At 50.7% G+C, this 23282-nt stretch carries 30 protein-coding genes; 29 read left to right on the top strand and 1 reads right to left on the bottom strand.

Going from position 1 to position 23282, the window contains the following annotated elements; translation table 11 throughout:
- Positions 1–23 precede the first annotated feature (23 nt).
- Complete coding sequence (locus GF423_RS12130; protein ID WP_154328607.1) at positions 24–1208, bottom strand: putative sugar nucleotidyl transferase; 1185 nt, start codon at positions 1206–1208, stop codon at positions 24–26.
- Positions 1209–1412: 204 nt separating this feature from the next.
- On the opposite strand from GF423_RS12130, the gene GF423_RS12135 reads away from it, so the two are divergent.
- The 29 genes from GF423_RS12135 to rplO all read left to right on the top strand — a co-directional run bounded on the left by GF423_RS12135 (position 1413) and on the right by rplO (position 23276).
- Complete coding sequence (locus GF423_RS12135) at positions 1413–2702, top strand: IS1380-like element IS612 family transposase (RefSeq protein ID WP_005814044.1); 1290 nt, start codon at positions 1413–1415, stop codon at positions 2700–2702.
- A 368-nt stretch (positions 2703–3070) separates the two neighbouring features.
- The gene (locus tag GF423_RS12140) at positions 3071–4702 is read left to right on the top strand and encodes a helix-turn-helix domain-containing protein (protein ID WP_206113259.1); all 1632 of its coding nucleotides are present in this window, start codon (positions 3071–3073) and stop codon (positions 4700–4702) included.
- Positions 4703–4890: 188 nt separating this feature from the next.
- The gene (locus GF423_RS12145) at positions 4891–6537 is read left to right on the top strand and encodes a leucine-rich repeat domain-containing protein (protein ID WP_154328609.1); all 1647 of its coding nucleotides are present in this window, start codon (positions 4891–4893) and stop codon (positions 6535–6537) included.
- A 22-nt stretch (positions 6538–6559) separates the two neighbouring features.
- Positions 6560–9625, top strand: a complete 3066-nt coding sequence (locus GF423_RS12150; RefSeq protein ID WP_154328610.1) for a choice-of-anchor J domain-containing protein — start codon at positions 6560–6562, stop codon at positions 9623–9625.
- 174 nt (positions 9626–9799) lie between these two features.
- Entirely contained in the window at positions 9800–10345 is a 546-nt protein-coding gene (gene rfbC / locus GF423_RS12155; RefSeq protein WP_154328611.1) for a dTDP-4-dehydrorhamnose 3,5-epimerase, read from the top strand.
- Positions 10346–10630: 285 nt separating this feature from the next.
- Positions 10631–11014, top strand: coding sequence for a 30S ribosomal protein S12 (rpsL, locus tag GF423_RS12160; RefSeq protein ID WP_154328612.1), 384 nt, complete (start codon positions 10631–10633; stop codon positions 11012–11014).
- 219 nt (positions 11015–11233) lie between these two features.
- Positions 11234–11710 carry a 30S ribosomal protein S7 gene (gene rpsG, locus GF423_RS12165; protein WP_154328613.1) on the top strand — a complete coding sequence of 159 codons (477 nt, stop codon included), beginning with the start codon at positions 11234–11236 and terminating at the stop codon, positions 11708–11710.
- Positions 11711–11731: 21 nt separating this feature from the next.
- A complete protein-coding gene (gene fusA / locus GF423_RS12170; RefSeq protein ID WP_154328614.1) occupies positions 11732–13855 on the top strand; it encodes an elongation factor G in 2124 nt (707 codons plus the stop codon).
- 16 nt (positions 13856–13871) lie between these two features.
- On the top strand, positions 13872–14177 hold the full coding sequence (gene rpsJ, locus GF423_RS12175) for a 30S ribosomal protein S10 (RefSeq protein WP_154328615.1): 306 nt from the start codon (positions 13872–13874) through the stop codon (positions 14175–14177).
- A gap of 81 nt (positions 14178–14258) precedes the next feature.
- Positions 14259–14876: a 50S ribosomal protein L3 gene (gene rplC / locus GF423_RS12180; RefSeq protein ID WP_154328616.1), complete on the top strand. Its 618-nt coding sequence runs from the start codon at positions 14259–14261 to the stop codon at positions 14874–14876.
- Positions 14876–15499 (top strand): 50S ribosomal protein L4, encoded by a 624-nt coding sequence (gene rplD, locus GF423_RS12185; protein ID WP_154328617.1) that lies wholly within the window; start codon positions 14876–14878, stop codon positions 15497–15499. The genes rplC and rplD overlap by 1 nt, the downstream gene beginning before the upstream one ends.
- A 17-nt stretch (positions 15500–15516) precedes the next feature.
- Entirely contained in the window at positions 15517–15807 is a 291-nt protein-coding gene (gene rplW / locus GF423_RS12190) for a 50S ribosomal protein L23 (protein WP_154328618.1), read from the top strand.
- An 8-nt stretch (positions 15808–15815) separates the two neighbouring features.
- Positions 15816–16640 carry a 50S ribosomal protein L2 gene (gene rplB, locus GF423_RS12195; RefSeq protein ID WP_154328619.1) on the top strand — a complete coding sequence of 275 codons (825 nt, stop codon included), beginning with the start codon at positions 15816–15818 and terminating at the stop codon, positions 16638–16640.
- Positions 16641–16659: 19 nt separating this feature from the next.
- The gene (rpsS, locus tag GF423_RS12200) at positions 16660–16926 is read left to right on the top strand and encodes a 30S ribosomal protein S19 (protein ID WP_154328620.1); all 267 of its coding nucleotides are present in this window, start codon (positions 16660–16662) and stop codon (positions 16924–16926) included.
- Between the two features lie 46 nt (positions 16927–16972).
- Positions 16973–17383 carry a 50S ribosomal protein L22 gene (gene rplV, locus GF423_RS12205; protein WP_154328621.1) on the top strand — a complete coding sequence of 137 codons (411 nt, stop codon included), beginning with the start codon at positions 16973–16975 and terminating at the stop codon, positions 17381–17383.
- 5 nt (positions 17384–17388) lie between these two features.
- On the top strand, positions 17389–18108 hold the full coding sequence (rpsC, locus tag GF423_RS12210) for a 30S ribosomal protein S3 (protein WP_154328622.1): 720 nt from the start codon (positions 17389–17391) through the stop codon (positions 18106–18108).
- A 32-nt stretch (positions 18109–18140) separates the two neighbouring features.
- Positions 18141–18575 carry a 50S ribosomal protein L16 gene (gene rplP, locus GF423_RS12215; RefSeq protein ID WP_154328623.1) on the top strand — a complete coding sequence of 145 codons (435 nt, stop codon included), beginning with the start codon at positions 18141–18143 and terminating at the stop codon, positions 18573–18575.
- 15 nt (positions 18576–18590) lie between these two features.
- Positions 18591–18791 carry a 50S ribosomal protein L29 gene (gene rpmC, locus GF423_RS12220; RefSeq protein ID WP_154328624.1) on the top strand — a complete coding sequence of 67 codons (201 nt, stop codon included), beginning with the start codon at positions 18591–18593 and terminating at the stop codon, positions 18789–18791.
- Positions 18791–19060, top strand: a complete 270-nt coding sequence (gene rpsQ / locus GF423_RS12225; protein WP_277083444.1) for a 30S ribosomal protein S17 — start codon at positions 18791–18793, stop codon at positions 19058–19060. The genes rpmC and rpsQ overlap by 1 nt, the downstream gene beginning before the upstream one ends.
- Positions 19061–19069: 9 nt before the next feature.
- The gene (rplN, locus tag GF423_RS12230) at positions 19070–19435 is read left to right on the top strand and encodes a 50S ribosomal protein L14 (RefSeq protein WP_154328626.1); all 366 of its coding nucleotides are present in this window, start codon (positions 19070–19072) and stop codon (positions 19433–19435) included.
- Positions 19436–19465: 30 nt separating this feature from the next.
- Positions 19466–19795 carry a 50S ribosomal protein L24 gene (rplX, locus tag GF423_RS12235; RefSeq protein ID WP_154328627.1) on the top strand — a complete coding sequence of 110 codons (330 nt, stop codon included), beginning with the start codon at positions 19466–19468 and terminating at the stop codon, positions 19793–19795.
- Positions 19795–20340 carry a 50S ribosomal protein L5 gene (gene rplE, locus GF423_RS12240; protein ID WP_154328628.1) on the top strand — a complete coding sequence of 182 codons (546 nt, stop codon included), beginning with the start codon at positions 19795–19797 and terminating at the stop codon, positions 20338–20340. Before rplX ends, rplE begins: the two co-directional genes overlap by 1 nt.
- Positions 20341–20367: 27 nt before the next feature.
- On the top strand, positions 20368–20637 hold the full coding sequence (gene rpsN / locus GF423_RS12245; protein WP_154328629.1) for a 30S ribosomal protein S14: 270 nt from the start codon (positions 20368–20370) through the stop codon (positions 20635–20637).
- A 115-nt stretch (positions 20638–20752) separates the two neighbouring features.
- On the top strand, positions 20753–21154 hold the full coding sequence (gene rpsH, locus GF423_RS12250; protein ID WP_154328630.1) for a 30S ribosomal protein S8: 402 nt from the start codon (positions 20753–20755) through the stop codon (positions 21152–21154).
- 18 nt (positions 21155–21172) lie between these two features.
- A complete protein-coding gene (rplF, locus tag GF423_RS12255) occupies positions 21173–21727 on the top strand; it encodes a 50S ribosomal protein L6 (protein WP_154328631.1) in 555 nt (184 codons plus the stop codon).
- 22 nt (positions 21728–21749) lie between these two features.
- Entirely contained in the window at positions 21750–22091 is a 342-nt protein-coding gene (gene rplR, locus GF423_RS12260) for a 50S ribosomal protein L18 (RefSeq protein ID WP_154328632.1), read from the top strand.
- A gap of 5 nt (positions 22092–22096) precedes the next feature.
- Positions 22097–22615 carry a 30S ribosomal protein S5 gene (rpsE, locus tag GF423_RS12265; RefSeq protein ID WP_154328633.1) on the top strand — a complete coding sequence of 173 codons (519 nt, stop codon included), beginning with the start codon at positions 22097–22099 and terminating at the stop codon, positions 22613–22615.
- A 16-nt stretch (positions 22616–22631) separates the two neighbouring features.
- On the top strand, positions 22632–22811 hold the full coding sequence (gene rpmD, locus GF423_RS12270) for a 50S ribosomal protein L30 (protein WP_154538241.1): 180 nt from the start codon (positions 22632–22634) through the stop codon (positions 22809–22811).
- A gap of 18 nt (positions 22812–22829) precedes the next feature.
- Complete coding sequence (gene rplO / locus GF423_RS12275; protein ID WP_154328634.1) at positions 22830–23276, top strand: 50S ribosomal protein L15; 447 nt, start codon at positions 22830–22832, stop codon at positions 23274–23276.
- Positions 23277–23282 lie beyond the last annotated feature (6 nt).

Raw genomic sequence — 23282 nt, forward strand, 5'->3', positions numbered from 1 at the left:
GCGATTGTGTAATGTTTTATGTGTTATTTATATTTCTTTGCAAGTTTGTAGATGGCTTCGAGCATGTCGCAGTCGTCGGGGGTGAGCTCTATGCCGTGGCGGGCCATCACCCTCTTGGCTGTGGCCAGAAAGGGGCGCATCTTCACGTCTTTGAACCCGCTGGTGCTCCCGCCCTCCATAAACGAGGCAACAAAGTTGCGCGGGAATCCGGCCCCGTACACGTTGACGCCCACGCCCAGCACGGTGGCAGTGTTGAGCATGCAGTTCACGCCCGTCTTGCAGTGGTCGCCCATGATGGGCCCGCAAAATTGCAGCCCGGTGTGGTCAAAGCGCTGTGTGGCATAGTTCCATAGCCGAATCTCGCTGTAGTCGTTCTTGAGATTGGAGGCCGTGGTGCCGCCGCCTATGTTGCACCATTCACCTATCACGGCATCGCCCAGGAATCCCTCGTGAGCCTTGTTGCTGTAGCCTATCATCACGGTGTTTTCCACCTCACCCCCTATCTTGCAGTAGGGTCCCAGGGTGGTGGCGCCATACACCTTGGCCCCGATGCGCACCTTGGCATCGTGGCAGGCGGCAAAGGGGCCGCGCACGCATGCCCCCTCCATCACCTCGACGTTTTCACCTATATATATAGGGCCGCCTTTGGTGTTGAGGCACGCGCCCTCGACGCTGGCACCTTTTTCGATAAATATCTGGCCGGGATCGCCTATCACTGTGCATGATGGCGGCAGGGGTTGCGACTGCCTGCCGGCGGTGATGCGCTCATAGTCGCTGCGCAGTACCTCGCCGTTGAGCGCGAAAATATCCCACAGGTGCTTGATTGCCGTGGGGGGCTCGACTGGCGCCAGGGTGGTGGCATAGTTGTGGTTGTCGAAGTCCTGCGCGCTGCCGTTGAAGGCAATGAGTTGCCCCTCGCTGTCGACGATGGCCTCTCCGCTTTTCAGGGCCAGCGCCTGCCGGGCCAGCTGCGGGGTGGGGATGACGTGGCCGGCAACCAGCAGGTTCTGGCTGCGCAGCGTGGTGGGGAACTTCTTCTTCAGGTAGGAGGCCGTGAGATAGCTATAGGTGCCTCCTCCCAGCAGGGCCTGCCACTTCTCCTCGATGGTTGTGATGCCTACTCTTATTTTGGTTATGGGTCTTGTGTAGGTGATGGGGAGCAATTGCTTCCTCACATCATTGTCGTCAAAGATAATTATATTCTTCATGATGTTTTGAATTTTGAATTATTGCTCTTGTTGCAAAAATAGTTTTTTTTCAAGAGAAATGGTTCATCCTTAATTCCGCAACACTATAATTTAACTTTATTTATAAGTTCCTGAGCAACAAAAAGTTGCCCAGGATTTTGCCATGTCAGAATTTTCACTTATCTTAGTGTTGCAAAAAGAAAACAAGCAAAACTCTAATATGACATGGCAAAAATACAAATTAAATCTGAGAAACTCACACCTTTTGGAGGAATTTTTTCAATCATGGAGAAATTTGACTCCATGCTTTCACCCGTTATCGACTCAACACTGGGTCAGAGATGCAGCAGTATCTTCGGATATCAGTTCAGCGAGATAGTCCGTTCGCTGATGAGCGTTTATTTCTGTGGCGGCTCATGCGTGGAAGACGTAACGTCACAACTGATGCGCCATCTCTCGTATCATCCTACCCTTCGTACATGCAGCTCTGATACCATCCTCAGAGCCATCAAGGAACTGACACAGGAAAACATCTCCTATACTTCCGACCAAGGCAAGACCTATGATTTCAATACTGCAGACAAACTCAACACATTGCTTATAAACGCTTTGGTTTCTACAGGCGAGTTGAAGGAAATTGAGGAATACGATGTTGACTTTGACCATCAGTTCCTTGAAACGGAGAAGTATGATGCAAAACCGACCTACAAAAAGTTCCTCGGCTACAGGCCTGGCGTATATGTTATCGGTGACAAGATAGTCTATATCGAGAACAGCGATGGTAACACGAATGTGCGTTTTCATCAGGCAGACACCCATAAGAGATTCTTCGCTCTTCTGGAATCCCAGAACATCCGTGTAAATCGCTTCAGGGCAGACTGCGGTTCCTGCTCGAAGGAAATCGTCAGTGAGATAGAGAAGCATTGCAAACATTTCTACATCCGTGCCAACCGATGCAGTTCGCTCTACAATGACATCTTTGCTCTGAGAGGATGGAAGACGGAGGAGATTAACGGCATCCAGTTCGAACTCAATTCCATTCTCGTTGAGAAATGGGAAGGCAAGTGCTATCGTCTTGTCATCCAGAGACAAAGACGCAACAGTGGCGACCTTGACCTGTGGGAAGGCGAATACACTTACCGTTGTATTCTGACCAACGATTACAAGTCATCGACAAGGGACATTGTTGAATTCTACAATCTGCGTGGCGGCAAGGAACGTATCTTTGACGACATGAACAACGGATTCGGTTGGAGCAGGCTCCCCAAGTCATTCATGGCGGAGAATACTGTCTTTCTTCTGCTTACTGCATTGATACACAATTTCTACAAGACCATCATGAGCAGGCTTGACACCAAGGCTTTTGGGCTCAAGAAAACGAGTCGCATAAAGGCTTTTGTCTTCAGATTCATCTCCGTACCTGCCAAGTGGATCATGACTGCAAGGCAATACGTGCTGAATATCTACACAGAGAACCGAGCTTATGCAAAACCCTTCAAAACAGAATTCGGATAAGAATCCTTTCTTTCCGGTTTGAATCTGCGTATTACCTCAAGTCGCATCGTGGGGTAAGGGGATGGTGGCTACATATTGATGTTGTGCTGTTGCTTTTTACTGAAAGCTGCTACTAACGACTCATAAATCTACCCTTAATCGTGTATTGGATGATAGTTGCGGATTTTAGGTTCATATTTTCCTCCAATTTTATCATGCGTGCATGAAAAAATGCTAACTTTGCCCAGTAGAGGCATCATCAACTTGCCCTTGCTCCCCAATTTATGACCAGAAGCCTCATGCGTAATATAGTATCACGTTTGTTGGAAAGTTACGTCGGTGTGATGGCTTTCTTGCTGCTTTTAGGTGGCTGTGGCAATAGCGGCTCCATGAAATTTCTTTCTAATGGGCGGCAATGCCCTTGGCAAGTGCAGAAGAAGCAGTCCGACAAGTGCTTGAAAAAAGGCGACTACAAGACCTATATATCAGGATTCAAGAAATGCCTGGCTCGTGCAAGGCAGGCTGGCGATACCGCGTCGGTTCTCTATTCCTGTGCCTATATTTCGCAAGCCTATCTTTTCCTTGAAAACAGCGATTCGGTCAAGTACTACCTGAACTGTATCGACACCAGGTCGAAGCACAGCGACGAAGTCCAGCTCAAGGTTTTGCTTGCCAACATTAAGGGGCTTTATGCCATCAAGTTTGAAATGAACTTGTCGAAAGCCCTCGATGCGTTCCAGACGGGGTACCGCCTTTCGCTCAGCAATGACATTGAGAACAAAGCGTCTACACAGATTTCTTTCCTGCTCAATATGGGCAACATCTTTTTCATTCGTTCCGATGTGCAGGGCATGGATTACGCCAAGCGGGCGTTGTCGCTGGTGCAGCATAACTCGGTCGATGACTTTCGCCGCAGCCTGGTCTATATCAACATGGCCATGATGCAGCAGTTGGCAGGCAGGCACGAAGAGGCTTTCCACAACATCAAGATTGCCGACAGCATTGCCAGCCGTGAACACCTCAAGATTGTTAAGCCCGATATTTCACTGCTTTACGCCAATTATTACCGCTTTAAGAACGACTATGGCGAAGCGCGAAAGTATTACGAAAATGTCCTGGCCGACTCGGTTGTCTCCGACGACGGCACGCGCTGCCTGACTCTTCTCAACTACGGCAAGTTGTTCGAGAAGCAGGGCGATTTACCTCATGCCATTGCCTGTTACAAGAAAGGCTTGTGGGTGTCGTCCAGGTTTGGCAACACCGAGTTCCGAAAGGACTTCTATCATCGCCTGTCGCACATGCTCTATGTCAATGGCGATCACCGTGAAGCGGTGGAATGTTTCAATAGGTACTGGATTTATCTCGATAGCCTGGCGCCCTTGAAGCAGGAACAGCGGTTCAATAGCCTCATGCGTTCCTATCAGCAAGCGAAGTATGAGAACGCGATTCAGCGCAGCGAGCTGGAATTGATGAAGGCGAAACGCCGCAGCCTTTATGTGATTTTCGCGCTTGTCATTTTCTTTATTGTCATGGTCACCCTGCTGCTGCTCTTCCGCAGGCAGCGTGCCATGTACCACCAGCTTTACAAGCAGCATCAAAAGTACTTGAACAGCCTCAAGACCGAACCTGTGGCAGTAGACAAGAGCAAGCAGGAGGACAGCGACAAGATGACCGAGCTATTTGGAAAGATAGAGCAGCTCATGGAGGAGGAGAAAATCTATCGCCACAAGGATATTTCACTGGCTTCGCTATCGGATAGGCTCAACTCCAACAAGACCTATATCTCCAATGCGATCAATCGTTTTTCGGGGCAGTCGTTTCGTGACTATCTTGCATCTTTGCGCATTCGTGACGCGGTGATGGTGATTTCCGACCCCAATAATACAGTACCCTTGAAACAGCTGGCCGATGAGCTGGGATTCAACTCAATTTCGGTCTTCAACAAGACTTTCCAGAATAAAACGGGACTTCCTCCCGGTCAATATCGAAAAGAGGCGAGGAAAGAGCGTCCGCGCGAGTGATTTCAACTTTTCTTTGTGTATGAAGCACTTATTTACGCTTTTCTTTTTGACAATTCTTCAATTTTAAAGAAATGTCAAAAGAATGGTGCCGGATTTTGTTGTATATTGACTTCGTGTTGTCTAATTTTGTGAGGACAGGATCCCCGATTCTCATGAAAATAATTTTATTAACATAAACAATTGAGAAAATGAAAAATTCTTTACTCCTCATCACGTTGGGACTGTTTGCCAGTGTTGGCTTCAGTCAGACGACAACCATCAATGTAACCTCCCCGGGAACTCTTGCAACCCTTGTTGGAGATCAAAAGAATGTAATCACTGATTTGACCGTTACCGGTTCTCTCAATGGCGATGATATCATCGTCTTGCGTGAAATGGCTGGTATCACCAAGAGTGGAGCCCCTTCACAGGGGAAGATGTCAAACTTGGATATGTCGGGAGCCTCAATCGTGCCCGGTGGAGCTGCCTACATGTATGACTATTCTACTTACGCCCAGTTCTACACCAAGCAGGACACGCTCAACACCAACACCTTCTTCAACTGCCCTGCATTGCAGACGGTGACCCTCCCCGCCTCATTGAAGGCTGTGGAAAAGAGGGTATTTAGCGTGTGCGGCAATCTCAAGAGCATCAACGTGCCTGCCTCCAACACCTCATTGAAGTCAATTGACGGCGTGTTGTACTCTACTGTCGATAGAAAGTTGCTGCGTTATCCCACGGCACACCTGGGCGAAACATTTACCATTCCAGGCGATGTGGAAATTGTGGGCTATGAAGCCTTTGCCGATTGTCTCAACCTGCTCTCGATTGTAGTGCCTGAAGGTGTTACCACGATTGAAGGCGTTGCTTTCACTTTCTGCAAGAAAATCGCTGCTATGGATATTCCGGCATCGGTAACTTCCATTGCCTCAAGCGCATTCAACTATTGTACGGGTTTGACCGATGTTAATGTCGCTGAAGGCAACACCGTTTATAAGTCGGAGAATGGTGTTCTTTTCAATAAGGCAATGACCGAAATCCTGCGCTTCCCCATGGCGCGTTCAGGTGCCTATGTGATTCCTTCGACAGTGACCACAGTGGGAGAGTATGCCTTTGACATGAGCAGTAAGGTCACTTCTATCACTATGCCCGAAAACCTTGAGAAAATTGGGAAATATGGTTTCTATAGCTGTTCAAAGGTCACCGAAATTCATTTGCCCAACACCGTCAATTTCATTGGCAATGGAGCATTTGGATTTTGTTCTGCTCTCAAGGTGTTGGAGTTACCCGACGCTCTTACTGAAATAGGCGACTGGTGCTTCTCTGGTTGCAAGGCCTTGCCAAACGTCGTTTTGCCGGCCACTCTCGTTAAGTACGGCGAGGGGGCTTTCTCCGATTGCTATGCACTCACTTCCATTGCAGTTCCCGAAGGGACAACGGTAATTCCTGCCAGTTTCTGTTCAGGCAGCAAGGCGCTGGCCAATGTGAGCCTGCCTTCTACTGTTACCAACATTGGGCAATATGCCTTCTTCAGCTGCTCCGGCATGAAGACGCTCTACTGCTATGCCGTTCAACCTCCCCAGTGCGGTTTCTTCCCATTCTACTATGTAGACAAGGCCGCTTGCACGCTCTATGTCCCTAAAGCCTCGGTCGATGCCTATAAGGCCGACAACGTGTTCAAGGAGTTCAATATCATTGAGGGCATTGAGCCTTCGGGCATTGTGGGTCCACAGGTTGATGAAGTCGTTCCCGTTGCAGTCTATACCCTCGATGGTCGAGTAGCTCCAGCCAACTATTCAGGCGTTGTTATTCAAGTGATGTCCAACGGAACTACGAGAAAAGTCTTAGTGAAGTAATCACGGTATTTAGCTCAATAAGATGAAATTATATCACATTTTTGCCCTGGTCGCAACTTGTGCTTGTGTGTGGGTGCCTGTGCCTTTGAAAGGCCAACTGCGCACCCCGGCACAGGGGGCTACCCCGCAAGAGAAAGTCTCAAGGGTGAAACCCATCAAGGTCAATCGTTTACCTGCCGGAACCGATTCGGTCTACGCATTGCCCTACATGGAAAATTTCGACGACAAGGCGGCCTTTGAGCAGTTCACCGTTGTGAATAGCAATAATGACGACTGCACTTGGATCTACGACACACGTCTGCAAGCGGCGCGGTACAGTAATAGTGCCACGCTTCCTGCCGATGACTGGCTCATGACGCCGGCACTCAAGCTGGACAAGGCTCATGCCTATACTCTCAAGTTCAAGTATCGCGCTGGTTTCTGGAACTATACCGAGGCCTTTGAAGTGGGCGTAGGGGCTGGAACCGACATTGGCCTGTTCAAGAATATTGTGCCCCGCATCGAGACTGCGGTCGATTCTTATCAATGGAACGAAACCGAGTTCAATGTGGACGAAGACGGTAACTATCGCATTGGGGTTCATGCCGTGAGCAAGGCGGACCAGTATTACCTCTTCATCGATGAGATTTCGGTCGTGGAAAAAGCTGTACTTGCCGCCCCTGCTGCTGCAACCAGTATCGATGTGACACCTGGTGCGCAAGGCGCTTTGACTGCTCAAGTGGCTTTCAAGGCTCCTGAACAGGCCTATGACGGAACACCTCTTGAATCACTCACCAAGGTGGAACTTTACCGGGGTGAACAGCTCTTGACCACCTTTTCCAATCCTGCTCCGGGAGAACAGCTCAGCTACACCGACAGCAGTCCCGCGCAAGGCACCAACCACTATGCCGTCGTGGGCTACAATGCAGCCGGCAAGGGGCAGGTGGCTGTGAAGAGTGCCTATGTGGGCATCGACATTCCTGCCGCACCGCAACACATCATGTTGGGTGAAGCTGCACAGGGTGTCAGCCTTTCATGGCAGGCTCCTGCTGAGGGTGTGCATCATGGATACTATGACGCATCGACGTTGAAATATAACATTTACAGTCAAGAGGGAGAAATCATCGTAAAGAATACAGGCCAAACCACTTATACCGATGACAAGGTGGTTTTGACCGGCCCGCAGTCGTTGCTGTATTACGGTGTGTCGGCTCTCACCTCTAGCGGTGAAAGCCCCATCGCCCCTTCCAATGCCCTTGTAGTGGGCGATGCCTACACCTTGCCTTTCCACGAGTCGTTTGCTTTGGGCGAACCGTTGCCCGAACATTTCTTCTGGGCTGAGCAGAGTGGCGAGAATGGCTATGTATTCTCCAAGACGCACAGTTATGATGACGAGTATGGCTGTCTTGAGTTCCTTCCCAAGAACGAGGGCGACAAGGCTTCTTTCAACACGGGTAAAATTGACATTAGCAGTGCTGAAAACCCAGCTGTCATGTTCACCTTCTTTGGTTACCCCGGTCACCCCATCAAGTTGAAGGTGGTGGCTACTTCGCCGCAGCGCACCGATACTCTTGCCACCTTTGACTACACAAAGATAGGTGACGTAAAAGAATGGAAAAAGAACGTGCTTTTGCTCGACAAGTTCAAGACCGATGACTATGTAGTATTGAAATTCCTGGCCGAGAGCAACGACCTGGCTATCCCGGTTTATATCGACGACATCAATGTGATTGACTACTTTGAATACAACGTTAAGGCCGAGTTGCGCATCTTTGCCGAGGGCAAGGTGGGGCAGGAGTCTATGATTGGCGTGAAACTCACCAACATGGGCAGCCAGCCCACAACCGACATGACCGTTGCCCTCTATGTCGAGGGAGAAAAGGTAGATGAGCATGAATGCTCTGACTTGCCGGTGAACCTCAATAGCATGCAGTTTCTCTACTATGCCCCCAAACTCACCGACCCCGACACTATTCATGTATATGCGGTAGTCTCCTATGCCAAGGATCAGGATTTGAACGATAACACGACCTTTGTGGGCAAGATGTATATCCGGCACCCCATTTATCCTCGTGTGGGTGATTTGGCCGGTAATGTGACCGGCAAGGGAAATGTTCACCTGTGGTGGACTGCACCCACTGGAATTGAGGGCGGTGAAAAGACCGAGAGCTTTGAGAGCTATGAGCCCTGGATTATCGACAACATTGGATTCTGGACGGTTGTCGATGCCGATCGGGGTTCTACCTACGGCATTTCGGCTGTTGAATTTAAGCATGAAACCGAACCCATGGCCTTCATGACCTTCAACCCCAAAGCCTTAGGAATTGATGTGGAAAGTGTTCCACAGTTCAAGCCCGCCACAGGCGATCAATACCTGGTTGCGATGTCGGCCATCTCCTCGACTGCTCAAAGTGGTCACAACGATGACTGGCTCATCTCGCCACTGCTCACAGGCGAAGCCCAGACCGTATCGTTCTTGGCCAAAAATCTTGATATCTCTTATCCCGAAAAATTTGAAGTGCTCTACTCAACTACCGATAAGGATATTGGAAATTTCATTGTTTTAAAGACGGTTGAAGACCCGTTGAGCGAATGGACTCAAATCCAGACCGATCTTCCTCAAGGGGCATTGTATTTTGCAATTCGTTCTATTGCCACCGATAGCTATGCCCTCATGATTGATGATATCGACTACCAGGCCGCACCCTTGAACATCATTGGCTACAATGTGTATATGGATAAGGAGAAGGTGGGACGCACTGGCGGTGCCACAACCTTCGACAAGTCCGATATTGCGTTTGGAGTGCATGACTTCCGGGTTTCTACCCTTTACTCTGTGGGCGAGTCGGCTCTATCCAATGTCGTTTCTCTCGATGTCTCAACTTCGGGTGTTGAACAGCCCACAGCTGCTCCTGCATCGGTCATGGTGGGTGAGAGGGTGATTTCCATGAAAGCCCCCACTGGAACTTGCGCCTTCATCTACACCGTCGATGGACGTGTATTCTATTCGGGCTGCCTCACGAGCCCAAGCCTCGATGTAACTGTGCCTTCGGGCGTATATATCGTGCGACTGGGTGACCAGCTCATCAAGAAGGTAATTGTAAACTAACTAATTTCCATAAAAACTCTTTTAGTTCGTTATGAGCCGGTTGGAGGTAGTATGGTCTCCAATCGGTTCTGTTTTTGAGGGTGAGGGAGAACTACTTGCTTCTTTACGTGAAAGCTTTTTTCAGTTTGTGGGTTTTTAGTTGTACTTTTGTACACATTATATGGATAAGATGATATGGAATTTATTGAGCAATATATTAAAGGTGTGTGGGTGATCAAGCCCAATCGTTTCGGCGATGCCCGCGGCTACTTCAGCGAGGTGTTCAAGAAAGAAGAGTTCCAGGCCCACGTGGGCCCGGTGGAGTTTGTGCAAGACAATGAGTCGTTCTCGAGCCACGGCGTGCTGCGAGGCCTTCATTTCCAGCGAGGGGAATTCTCTCAAGCCAAACTCGTGCGCGTGTCGCGCGGTGCCGTGCTCGACGTGGCCGTCGACCTGCGTGGCGGCAGCCCCACCTACGGCCGTCATGTGGCCGTCGAGCTCACGGCCCACGAGGGCACGCAGCTGTTCATTCCCCGCGGCTTTGCCCACGGCTTTGTGGTGCTGAGCGACGAGGCCCAGTTCCAGTACAAGGTCGACAACGTGTATGCCCCTCACAGCGAGGCCACCTTGCGCTTCGACGACCCTGAGCTGCACATCGACTGGCGCATCCCGCAAGACCAAATGCTCCTCAGTCCCAAGGACAAGTGTGGCATGAGTCTAAAAGATGTTAAACCTTTTTAAAATGTCGTAAAAACGGGCGGCGAGAAGTGGCTGGATGATACACGTTTATATCTCAGCCACTTTTTGCGTGCCTGGCAATGGCGACGAAATGACATTGAAAAAGTTGCTAAAACATTTGATTATTAGCCAAATAGTTCGTAACTTTGCAACGCTTTTGAGCCGAAAAGTGCACAAATTCTCTACTAATCGGTTGATTCAGTGGAGTTTGTTGTGTGCTTGAGGTGTATTAAGTCAAGAAATTTATTGTATCATTTTATAATTAAAAACAAGTAAAACAGAACTAAGATGCCTACAATTTCGCAATTAGTAAGAAAAGGCCGTACAACTCTGGAATACACCAGCAAGTCGCCAGCTTTGGACTCTTGCCCACAGCGTCGTGGCGTGTGCGTGCGTGTTTACACCACCACTCCCAAGAAGCCAAACTCGGCAATGCGCAAGGTTGCACGTGTGAGATTAACTAATGGTAAGGAGGTGAACTCCTACATCCCTGGCGAGGGTCACAACCTGCAAGAGCACTCTATCGTGATGGTGCGCGGCGGTCGTGTCAAGGACCTTCCCGGTGTGCGTTACCACATCGTGCGCGGCACGCTCGATACAGCAGGCGTGGCCGGCCGCACACAGCGCCGCTCCAAGTACGGAGCCAAGCGTCCCAAGGCTGCCAAGAAGTAAACAAAACTGCTTGAGCTGTCTTGTGCTGTGACTTTTCCAGAGAGGAACAGAGAAACAGCGACTTTTCTACTAAACAAAACAAACAATTAAAATTTAACTTAGTTTTTGATTTTATTGGATTGATGATTTTTACGGTTGAGTAAATGGCCATAGAGATGGCCGTTGAAGAACAAAGATGCAACAACCAAGCGGACAAAAACTACAACTTTTAAGAAAACAATGAGAAAGGCAAAGCCCAAAAAAAGGATCATTCTGCCCGATCCTAAATTCGGTGATGTGCGCGTGTCAAAATTCGTGAATCACCTCATGTATGACGGCAAGAAGAATACCTCATACACGATTTTCTACACTGCCCTCGATATCGTGGGCCAGAAAATGGCTAAAGAAGAGAAAACCCCGCTCGAGATTTGGAAAAGTGCCCTCGAGAAGGTGACTCCACAAGTAGAAGTGAAATCGCGTCGCGTGGGCGGTGCAACCTTCCAGGTGCCTACCGAAATTCGCCCCGACCGCAAGGAGTCGATATCAATGAAAAATCTTATCAATTTCGCACGTAAACGTGGCGGCAAGACCATGGCCGACAAACTCGCCTCCGAAATCATGGACGCCTACAATGAGCAAGGCGGCGCATTCAAGCGCAAAGAGGACATGCACCGCATGGCCGAGGCTAACCGTGCATTTGCACATTTCAGATTTTAATTGATATTATAGGAGAACAAAATGAGAACAGACGAACAACTGAAACTTACACGCAATATCGGTATCATGGCTCACATCGATGCCGGTAAGACTACCACCTCTGAGCGCATTCTGTACTACACCGGTCTCACTCACAAGATTGGCGAGGTGCACGACGGTGCTGCCACCATGGACTGGATGGAGCAGGAACAGGAGCGTGGTATCACTATCACATCGGCTGCTACCACTGCCTACTGGAAATACAACGACAAGAAATACAAAATCAACCTTATCGACACCCCAGGACACGTCGACTTCACTGTCGAGGTGGAGCGTTCGCTGCGCGTGCTCGATGGCACTATCGCCACCTTCTGTGCAGTGGGCGGCGTTGAGCCCCAGTCTGAAACCGTGTGGCGCCAGGCCGACAAGTACAACGTGCCTCGCATCGCCTATGTGAACAAGATGGACCGTAGCGGTGCCAACTTTCTCGAAGTGGCTCGCCAAATCAAGGATGTGCTTGGTTCCAACCCCTGCCCAATACAGCTGCCTATCGGTGCCGAAGAGTCGTTCAAGGGTATTGTCGACTTGATCAGGATGAAGGCCCTCTACTGGCACGATGAGACCATGGGTGCCGAGTATGAGGTCGACGAGATCCCCGACAACATGCTCGAGGAGGCTCAGAAGTATCGCGACAAGATGCTCGAGAATATCGCCGAGTTTGACGAGGACCTCATGGCCAAGTATTTCGACGACCCCAGCACTATCACCGAAGAGGAAATCAAGCGCGCACTGCGCACGGCTACCCTCAAGATGGAACTTGTGCCCATGCTGTGCGGCAGCTCGTTCAAGAACAAGGGCGTTCAGCCTCTGCTCGATGCCGTGTGTGCCTATCTGCCCAGCCCCGAGGACACTCCCGAGGTTGTGGGCCATTCCTACGACGACCCCGACAAGCAGGAGACCCGTCGCCCCGTGTTTGAAGACCCCATGTGCGCCCTGGTGTTCAAGATCGCTACCGATCCCTATGTGGGCCGCCTGGTGTTCTTCCGCGTTTACTCGGGTCAAATCGACGCCGGCACCTATGTGTTCAACTCTCGCTCGGGCAAGAAAGAGCGCATCTCTCGACTGTTCCAGATGTTCTCCAACAAGCAGAACCCCATGGAGACCATCGGCTGCGGCGACATCGGCGCAGGCATCGGCTTCAAGGATGTGCGCACGGGCGACACGCTGTGCGACGAGAACCATCCCATCGTGCTCGAGGCTATGGACTTCCCCGATCCTGTGATCGGTATCGCAGTCGAGCCCAAGACGCAGAAAGACCTCGACAAGCTCAACCTGGGTCTTGAGAAACTCGCCGAGGAGGATCCAACCTTCCAGGTGGAAAGCAACGAGGAGACAGGCCAAACCATCATCCGCGGTATGGGCGAGCTTCATCTCGACATCATTCTTGACCGCCTCAAGCGCGAGTTCAAGGTCGAGTGCAACCAGGGCAAGCCCCAGGTTACCTACAAGGAAGCCATCACCAAGCCCGTCGAGCTGCGTGAAGTGTTCAAGAAGCAGACTGGTGGCCGTGGTAAGTTTGCCGATATCATCGTTCGCATCGAGCCCGTCGACGAGGACTTCGAGGGCAGCCTCCAGTTTATCGATGTGGTCAAGGGCGGCGATATCCCCAAGGAGTTCATCCCAAGCATCCAGAAGGGTTTCCAGACCGCTATGAAGAGTGGCGTGCTCGCAGGTTACCCCGTCGAGCAGCTCAAGGTGACCGTGATCGACGGTTCCTACCACCCGGTCGACTCCGATCAGATCTCGTTCGAGCTCTGCGCCCAGAGTGCCTTCCGCAAGGGTTGTGCCCAGGCAGGACCTGTGCTCATGGAGCCCATTATGAAGGTCGAGGTCGTGACGCCCGAGGAGAGCATGGGCGACGTGATAGGCGACTTGAACAAGCGTCGTGGCCAGGTCGAGGGCATGGAGACCAGCCGCAGCGGTGCCCGCATCATCAAGGCAACCGCCCCGCTGGCCGAGATGTTCGGCTATGTGACTGCACTGCGCACAATCACCAGTGGCCGCGCCACTTCTACAATGAGCTTCTCTCACTATGCTCAAGTGAGCAAGGCTATCGCTACCAAGGTGCTTGAGGAAGTCAAGGGCCGTGTGGATTTGTTGAAATAATTTTATCATTAAAAATATGAGCCAAAAAATCAGAATTAAATTAAAATCTTACGATCACAACTTGGTTGACAAGTCAGCTGAGAAGATTGTTAAAACTGTGAAGACTACCGGCGCAGTTGTTTCGGGCCCGATACCCCTGCCCACCCACAAGCGCATCTTCACTGTGAATCGTTCGACTTTTGTCAACAAGAAGTCGCGTGAACAATTCCAATTGTCATCTTTCAAGCGTCTCATCGACATCTACAGCTCTACAGCCAAGACCGTCGATGCACTCATGAAGCTTGAGTTGCCAAGCGGCGTTGAAGTTGAGATCAAGGTATAGTACACCTGCTCTTGCTTCACAATACCGCAAGTGATAAGTCAATCAAAAAGTGATTCAAAAATTTTTTAAAAATTAAGAGAAATGCCAGGATTATTAGGAAAGAAAATCGGAATGACATCCGTTTTCAGTGCCGACGGTAAGAACATACCGTGCACTGTTATCGAAGTTGGTCCTTGTGTTGTAACTCAGGTTAAGACTGTCGACAAAGACGGCTACGCAGCTTTGCAGCTCGGCTTCCAGGAGAAAACCCAGAAGCACACCACAAAGCCCGAAGCCGGTCACTTCAAGAAAGCCGGTTGCAAGCCACAACGCCACTTGGCCGAGTTCAAAGATTTTGATGGTGAGTACAAGCTTGGTGATACTGTCACCGTAGATTTGTTCAATGACGCCTCATTTGTCGATGTGATCGGCGTATCTAAAGGTAAAGGTTTCCAGGGCGTTGTCAAGCGCCATGGTTTCGGCGGTGTGGGCCAGGCCACGCACGGCCAGGACGACCGCTACCGTGCTCCCGGTTCTATCGGCGCCTGCTCCTACCCAGCCATCGTGTTCAAGGGTATGCGCATGGCCGGCCACATGGGCAGCGACCGCGTGACTGTTCAAAATCTACAAGTAGTTAAAGTTCTGCCTGAAAACAATCTGCTTCTCGTGAAGGGCAGTGTTCCAGGCGCTAAAGGTTCAATTTTATCAATCGTTAAGTAATGGAACTCGCAGTATATAACATCAAAGGTGAAGACACCGGGAAGAAGGTAACCCTCAACGATGAGGTCTTTGCACTTGCCGAGCCCAATGAGCACGCAGTGTATCTCGATGTCAAGCAGTACCTCGCCAATCAGCGCCAGGGTACCTCAAAATCGAAAGAAAGAAGTGAGATTTCAGGTTCTACCAAGAAGCTTGGCCGCCAGAAGGGTGGCGGCGGTGCTCGCCACGGCGACATCAAGTCTCCGGTAATGGTGGGCGGCGGCCGCATCTTCGGCCCCAAGCCCCGCAACTATGGCTTCAAGCTCAACAAGAAGGTGAAGGCCCTCGCACGCCGGTCTGCGCTTACTTTCAAGGCTCAGAACAACCAGATCGTCGTGGTCGAAGACCTCAACTTTGAGGCTCCGAAGACTAAAGAATTTGTAAATTTTGCTAAAAATCTCAAACTTGACGGCCAGAAGGTTGTGCTCGTTTTAGAGAACCAAAATAAAAACGTATTTTTGTCGGCTCGTAATATTGAGCAAGCCAGCGTCTATACTGCTTCGGAGCTGAACACCTACCGCGTCTTGAACAACAAGACCCTGGTGCTCACCGAGAGCAGTGTGGCTGTGTTAAACCAGTTTTAAAAGGAGATATATAAGTTATGGACATAATGATAAAACCTATCGTCACTGAGAAGGCCAACGCTATCAGCGAAAAGAACAATCGTTATTCATTCTCGGTATCTCCCGACGCCAACAAGTATCAGATCAAAGACATGGTCGAGAAACTCTACGACGTCAAGGTGACCGGCGTGAGCACGATGAACTACGATGGCAAGAAGAAAATGCGCTACACCAAGCGCGGCATCCAACGCGGCAAGGTGGCAGCCTTCAAAAAGGCTGTCGTGACTGTCGCCGAGGGTCAAACCATTGATTTCTACAGTAATATTTAATAAGAGAAATGGCAGTAAGAAAATTGAAGCCCACAACACCGGGGCAAAGACACAAGATTATTGGTGTATTTGATGAAATCACTGCACGTACACCAGAAAAATCTCTTGTGGTCGGCAAGCGCGTCACTGGCGGTCGCAACAATGAGGGTCACCTCACCATGCGTTACCTGGGTGGCGGTCACAAGCGCAAATACCGCTTCATCGACTTCAAGAGAAACAAAGACGGTGTACCAGCTACAGTAAAGTCGATCGAGTACGACCCCAACCGTTCGGCCCGTATCGCCCTGCTTTACTATGCAGATGGTTATAAAGCTTATATCATTGCCCCCAACGGTCTCCAGGTGGGTGCAACGGTAATGAGCGGTGAGAACGTAGCCCCTGAACTGGGAAACGCGCTTCCACTGAGTCACATTCCTGTTGGTACTTTAATTCACAACATTGAGATGCGCCCTGGCCAGGGTGCAAGAATTGCTCGTAGTGCCGGCACCTACGCACAGCTCACTTCGCGTGACGGCGACTATGCAATCATCAAATTACCTTCGGGCGAAACCCGCAAGATCCTTGCTGCGTGCAAGGCTACCATTGGCGTTGTGGGCAACTCCGATCACGCCCTCGAGCAGTCGGGCAAGGCCGGACGCTCGCGCTGGCTGGGTCGCCGTCCGCACAACCGCGGTGTGGTGATGAACCCTGTGGATCACCCCATGGGTGGTGGCGAAGGCCGCCAGTCGGGTGGTCATCCACGTTCGCGCAATGGCCTTTATGCAAAGGGCTTGAAGACACGTGCACCGAAGAAGCTGTCTTCGAAGTATATTATCGAAAGAAGAAAGAAGTAATTTGATTAAACATTAAACTATGAGTCGTTCATTAAAAAAAGGCCCTTACATTAGTGTTAAGCTCGAGAAGAAAGTCGACGCTATGAACGAGAGCGGCAAGAAGAGTGTGATCAAGACCTGGTCGCGCGCCTCTATGATCGCCCCCGAGTTTGTAGGTCACACCTTCGCTGTGCACAATGGAAACAAGTTCATTCCCGTCTATGTTACCGAGAACATGGTAGGTCACAAGCTCGGCGAGTTCGCCCCCACACGCACCTTCCGTGGCCACAGCGGCAACAACAAGTAATGGGCCCGGGATATCATTTCATTGACAAAAAAAAGAATTAAATACAATGGGTAAAAGAAAAAGAGAAACAGCCAACAAGATCAAGGAAGCCCGCCGCGAGCTCACCTTTGCCAAGCTGAAAAACGTGCCAAGTTCTCCCCGCAAGATGCGTCTTGTGGCCGACATGGTGCGCGGCGTAGAGGTGTTCAAGGCCCTGGGTCTCCTTCATTTCTCCAATAAGCAAGCTGCTGTCGACGTTGAGAAACTCCTCAAGTCGGCCATTTCCAACTGGGAGCAGAAGAATGGCAAGAAGGCAGAGAACGGCGAGCTTTACATCAAGACAATCACTGTCGATTGCGCTCCAATGCTCAAGCGTCTCCGTCCAGCTCCACAAGGCCGTGGCTATCGCATTCGCAAGCGCTCCAACCACATCACCTTGTATGTAGACACGATTAATAAAGACACTAAAGACGCATAAAGATTATGGGACAGAAAGTAAATCCAATTAGCAATCGTTTAGGTATCATCCGTGGTTGGGATTCCAACTGGTACGGTGGTAGTAATTATGGAGATACGCTTGTCGAGGATTCCAAAATCCGCAAGTATCTTAACGTGCGTCTGGCCAAGGCCAGTGTGTCGCGCATCGTCATCGAGCGCACGCTCAAGCTGGTGACCATCACCATCTGCACTTCTCGTCCGGGCCTCATCATCGGCAAGGGCGGTCAGGATGTCGACAAGCTTAAGGAAGAGCTCAAGAACCTCACCAACAAAGACGTGCAAATCAACATCTACGAGGTGAAGCGCCCCGAGCTCGACGCCGAGATCGTGGCCAACAACATCGCTCACCAAATCGAGGGCAAGATCGCCTATCGCCGTGCCGTGAAGATGGCCATCGCCTCGACCATGCGCATGGGCGCCGAGGGCATCAAGATCCAGGTCAACGGTCGCTTGAACGGCGCCGAGATGGCCCGCTCCGAGATGTTTAAGGAAGGCCGCACCCCCCTGCACACGCTGCGTGCCGATATCGACTACGCTCTTGTTCCCGCCCTCACCAAGGTGGGCCTCATCGGCGTTAAGGTCTGGATATGCCGCGGTGAGGTCTATGGCAAAAAGGACCTTGCCCCCAACTTCACTCAGAGCAGCAACGAGCGCCGCTCGGGCGGCCGTCGCGGCGGTTTCCGCAATAAAAAGAACAACCGTTAAAAATCACATTTTAACAACAATTCTCAACAACAATGTTACAACAACCAAAAAGATTAAAATATAGAAGACCGTCGGACGGACATCCACGCAAGTATGCCAAGCGCGGCACCCATCTCGACTTCGGCTCATTCGGCATCAAGGCACTCGAGAGCAAGTGGATCACCGCTCGCCAGATCGAGGCCGCCCGTGTGGCCGTGACACGCTACATGCAGCGTGAAGGTCAAATTTGGGTTCGCATCTTCCCCGACAAGCCATTCACCCGCAAGCCAGCCGACGTGCGTATGGGTAAAGGTAAGGGTGATGTGGCCGGTTACGTGGCTCCTGTTTTCCCAGGACGCATTCTCATCGAGGTCGACGGCGTGAGCTACGACGTGGCCAAGGAGGCCCTGCGCCTGGCCGCCCAGAAGCTCCCCATCCCCACCAAGTTTGTGGTAGCACGCAATTATGATCCATCTCAAACCGTGTAATTCTCAACTACGATTATGAAAAAGGAAGACTTTAAGGAATTGAGCGACAAAGAACTCCTCGAGCGCCTGGATGCTGCCGAGAAGGAGTATGTTCAAGAAAAAATTCAGCATTCGATCTCCCCTCTTGATAATCCCGCAAAGATTACACTCGACAGGAGAAACATTGCGCGCCTCAAGACCGAGATACGTGCACGTGAATTAAAAATCAATAAATAATCCCAAGCACAATGGAAAAGAGAAATTTAAGAAAAGAGAGAATTGGGGTTGTTTCCAGCAACAAGGGTGACAAGACTATCACTGTGACTATCAAGTGGAAGGAGAAACACCCAATCTACGGCAAGTTTGTCAACAAGACAAAGAAATATCACGCTCACGACGAGAAAAACGAGTGCCACGTTGGCGACAAGGTGCGCCTCATGGAAACCCGCCCGCTGAGCAAGACCAAGAGATGGAGATTAGTTGAAATCATCGAAAAAGCTAAGTAATTTAAAATTATGATTCAGACAGAAACCAGATTATCAGTTGCCGACAATAGCGGTGCACGCGAGGTGCTCTGCATCCGTGTGCTCGGTGGCACTGGCCGTCGCTATGCCTCGGTGGGCGATACCATCGTGGTGAGCGTCAAGAGTGCCATCCCTTCTTCGGAAGTCAAGAAAGGCACTGTATCACGTGCTGTGGTTGTGCGCACAAGCAAGGAAATACGCCGTGCCGACGGTTCCTACATCCGCTTCGACGACAACGCATGTGTTTTAATCAACAATACCGGTGAGCTGCGTGGCACCCGTATCTTCGGCCCCGTTGCACGCGAGCTGCGTGCGACCAACATGAAGATTGTTTCGCTCGCTCCCGAAGTACTTTAATTTTACATTCTATCACACTTATAAAAGTAAATGGCTAAGTTACACATAAAGAAAGGCGATACAGTCTACGTGCTCGCCGGTGACGACAAGGGTAAAACTGGTCGTGTCCTCAGCGTGATGGCTAAGGAGAACCGTGCTATCGTAGAGGGTATCAACATGGTGTCTAAGAGCACCAAGCCTAGCGCTAAGCACCCGCAAGGCGGCATTATCAAGATGGAAGCCCCCATTCACTTGTCCAACCTCAACCCTGTCGACCCCAAGAGCGGCAAGACGCCCAGGCCCACACGCGTTGGCTTCAAAAAGGACGAGCAGGGCAAAACAGTACGTTACGCTAAAAAATCAGGAGAGGAGATTAAATAATGGCTACAACGCTTAAGAAACAATACGACGAGAAAATTGCTCCAGCGCTGATGAAGCAATTTAACTACAGCAGCACAATGCAGATTCCCCGCCTGGTCAAGATCGTGCTCAACGAGGGCCTTGGCGATGCCACCCAGGACAAGAAGATCATTGACACTGCTATCAACGAGTTGACTACTATTACCGGCCAGAAGGCTGTGCCCACACTCTCGAAGAAGGATATCTCCAACTTCCGTGTTCGCAAGAAGATGCCTATCGGCGCACGTGTCACCCTGCGTCGCGATCGCATGTATGAGTTCATGGAGCGTTTCATCCGCATCGCTCTGCCTCGCATCCGTGACTTCAAGGGTATCGAGGGCAAGCTCGACGGCCGCGGCAACTACACCGTGGGTATTCAGGAGCAGATTATCTTCCCCGAGATCAACATCGACAGCGTGAGCAAGATGACGGGTATGAACATCACCTTTGTCACCACGGCCAAGACCGACGAGGAGGGCTATGCACTGCTCAAGGAGTTCGGCCTGCCTTTTAAAAACGCAAAGTAAGTTTAATTCACAGTTTAATCTAAGTATATGGCAAAAGAATCAATGAAAGCCCGTCAGGCCAAGCGCGTGAAGCTGGTGGCTAAGTATGCCGCCAAGCGTGCCGAGCTCAAGAAGGCTGGCGACTACGAAGCTCTTCAGAAACTGCCTCACAACGCCTCTCCGGTGCGTCTGCACAACATCTGCAAGATGTCGGGACGTCCCAAGGGCTACATGCGCCAGTTCGGCATCTCTCGCATCGACTTCCGCGAGATGGCTTCGGCTGGTCTCATCCCGGGCGTGAAGAAAGCAAGCTGGTAACGACGACGCAGTCACACTGCACGGGCGCTTTTCAACGCAAATTCAACAGCTAACTAAAAAACACAGTATTAAATATTGTTCGGGAACTCCGAATCAATTTAAACAATTCAAAATAATGACTGATCCAATAGCAGATTATTTAACAAGATTGAGGAATGCGATCAAGGCACAGCATCGTGTCGTTGAAATCCCTTCTTCGAAATTGAAAAAAGAGATCACCAAGATTCTCTTTGACCAGGGCTACATCCTCAACTACAAGTTTGTGGAGTCGCAGGACAGCCCCATCGGCACTATCAAGATCGCGCTCAAGTACGACAGCGTCGACAAGGTGAACGCAATCAAGTGCCTCACTCGCGTGTCGCGTCCAGGCCTGCGCCAGTACACTGGCTACAAGGACATGCCGCGCGTTCTCAATGGTTTAGGTATCGCCATTCTTTCGACCTCTCAAGGTGTGATGACCAACAAGGAGGCCAAGGAGAAAAAAATAGGCGGTGAAGTTTTGTGTTACGTTTATTAATGAAGGAGGAATTTAATTATGTCAAGAATAGGAAAATTGCCAATTGAGTTACCTGCCGGCGTAACAGTAGATGTGAAAGACAATGTGGTGACTGTGAAAGGTCCCAAGGGCGAGCTCAAGCAAGCCGTCAACCCCGCCATTGGCGTTGAGGTGAGCGACGGCGTGCTGCATGTGACCCGTCCCGACGACAGCAAGCAGTCGCGTGCCCAGCACGGCCTTTACCGTGCCTTGATCCACAACATGGTGGTGGGCGTGAGCACAGGATACAAGAAAGAGATGGAAATCGTGGGTGTGGGTTACAAAGCCACAGCCAACGGCCAAGTGCTGGAACTGGCACTGGGCTACTCTCACGCCATCTATCTCAAGATGCCTCCCGAGGTGCATGTCGAGGCCAAGAGCGAGCGCAACAAGAACCCGCTCATCACGCTCGAGTCGGCCGACAAGCAATTGATCGGCCAGATTTGCGCCAAGATTCGCTCGTTCCGCAAGCCGGAGCCTTACAAGGGCAAGGGTATCAAGTTTGTTGGCGAGGTAATTCGTCGCAAGTCGGGTAAAACGGCAGCTGCCAAATAACAATTGAATAGAGAAAACAGTTATGATATCTAAAATCCAAAGACGATATAAAATCAAGGCACGCATTCGTGGCAAGATCAGCGGCACTGCCGAGCGTCCACGCCTGTGTGTGTTCCGCAGCAACAAGCAAATTTATGCTCAGCTCATCGACGACGTTGCTGGCAAAACTGTAGTTTCGGCATCCTCCAAGGGACTCACCGAGGGTACTAAATCTGAAATCGCAGCCAAGGTGGGCGAGGCTGTTGCCAAGAAGGCTCAAGACGCTGGCATCACCAGCGTCGTGTTTGACCGCAACGGCTTCCTCTTCCATGGCAGAGTTAAATCACTGGCCGATGGCGCTCGCAAAGGCGGACTTAAATTTTAAAAATCATGGTAAAGAAATATAATCGAGTTAAATCTACTAGCGATATAGAACTGAAAGATCGCCTTGTGGCTATCAACCGTACCACCAAGGTTACCAAGGGTGGCCGCACTTTCACTTTTGCCGCTATCGTTGTCGTGGGTGACGGCAACGGCATCATAGGCTACGGCCTGGGCAAAGCCAACGAGGTTACCACCGCCATCGCCAAGGGCGTGGAGGTGGCCAAGAAAAACCTCATCAAGGTGCCTGTGCACAAGGGCACAATTCCTCACGAGCAGACTGCCAAGTTCGGCGGCAGCCGCATCATCATGATGCCTGCCACTCCTGGTACCGGTGTCAAGGCCGGTGGCGCTATGCGTGCCGTGCTCGAGAGTGTGGGCATCACCGATGTGATTTGTAAGTCGAAGGGCTCGAGCAACCCTCACAATCTTGTGAAGGCCACAATCGCTGCCCTGGGCGAGATGCGCTCGCCCATGGAGATCGCACACCTGCGTGGCGTGACCCTTGACAAAGTGTTTAACGGTTAAAATTCACACTGCTATTATGGCTAAAATCAAGATTAAACAAGTTGTCAGCAGAATCAATCGTCCTGCTCGTCAGAAGAGGACCCTCGATGCACTGGGCCTCCACAAATTGAATCAAGTCGTTGAGAAGGAAGCTACTCCTCAAGTCTTGGGTATGGTTAACACTGTTCGTCATCTCGTCGAGGTGACCAACGCTTAAAAAACATTTAGAAGCATTATGGATTTAAGTAATTTACAACCCGCTGTTGGTTCAAATAAGAAAAAACGTCGCATCGGACGTGGCCCAGGTTCTGGCAAAGGCGGAACTGCCACCCGTGGTAGCAAGGGTGCCAAGTCGCGTTCGGGTTACAAGAATAAAGTTGGTTTTGAAGGCGGACAGATGCCATTGCAGCGTCGCGTGCCCAAGGGCGGTTTCAAAAACATCAACCGCGTTGAGTACAAGGCTGTGAACCTGTCGACCCTCGAGAAGCTGGCCACCGAGAAGAATCTCGAGAAAATCACTGTGGCCGATCTGCTCCAGGCCGGACTGGTGCGCAAGCGTCAGCTCGTGAAGATCCTGGGCGACGGCACACTCACCAAGAAGCTTGAAATTGAAGCCAACGCATTCTCTAAGAAAGCCGAAGAGGCTATCACAGCTGCAGGCGGCACAATTGCTAAAGTTTAAAAGCTA

Source organism: Sodaliphilus pleomorphus (assembly GCF_009676955.1).
Taxonomy (GTDB): Bacteria; Bacteroidota; Bacteroidia; order Bacteroidales; family Muribaculaceae; genus Sodaliphilus; species Sodaliphilus pleomorphus.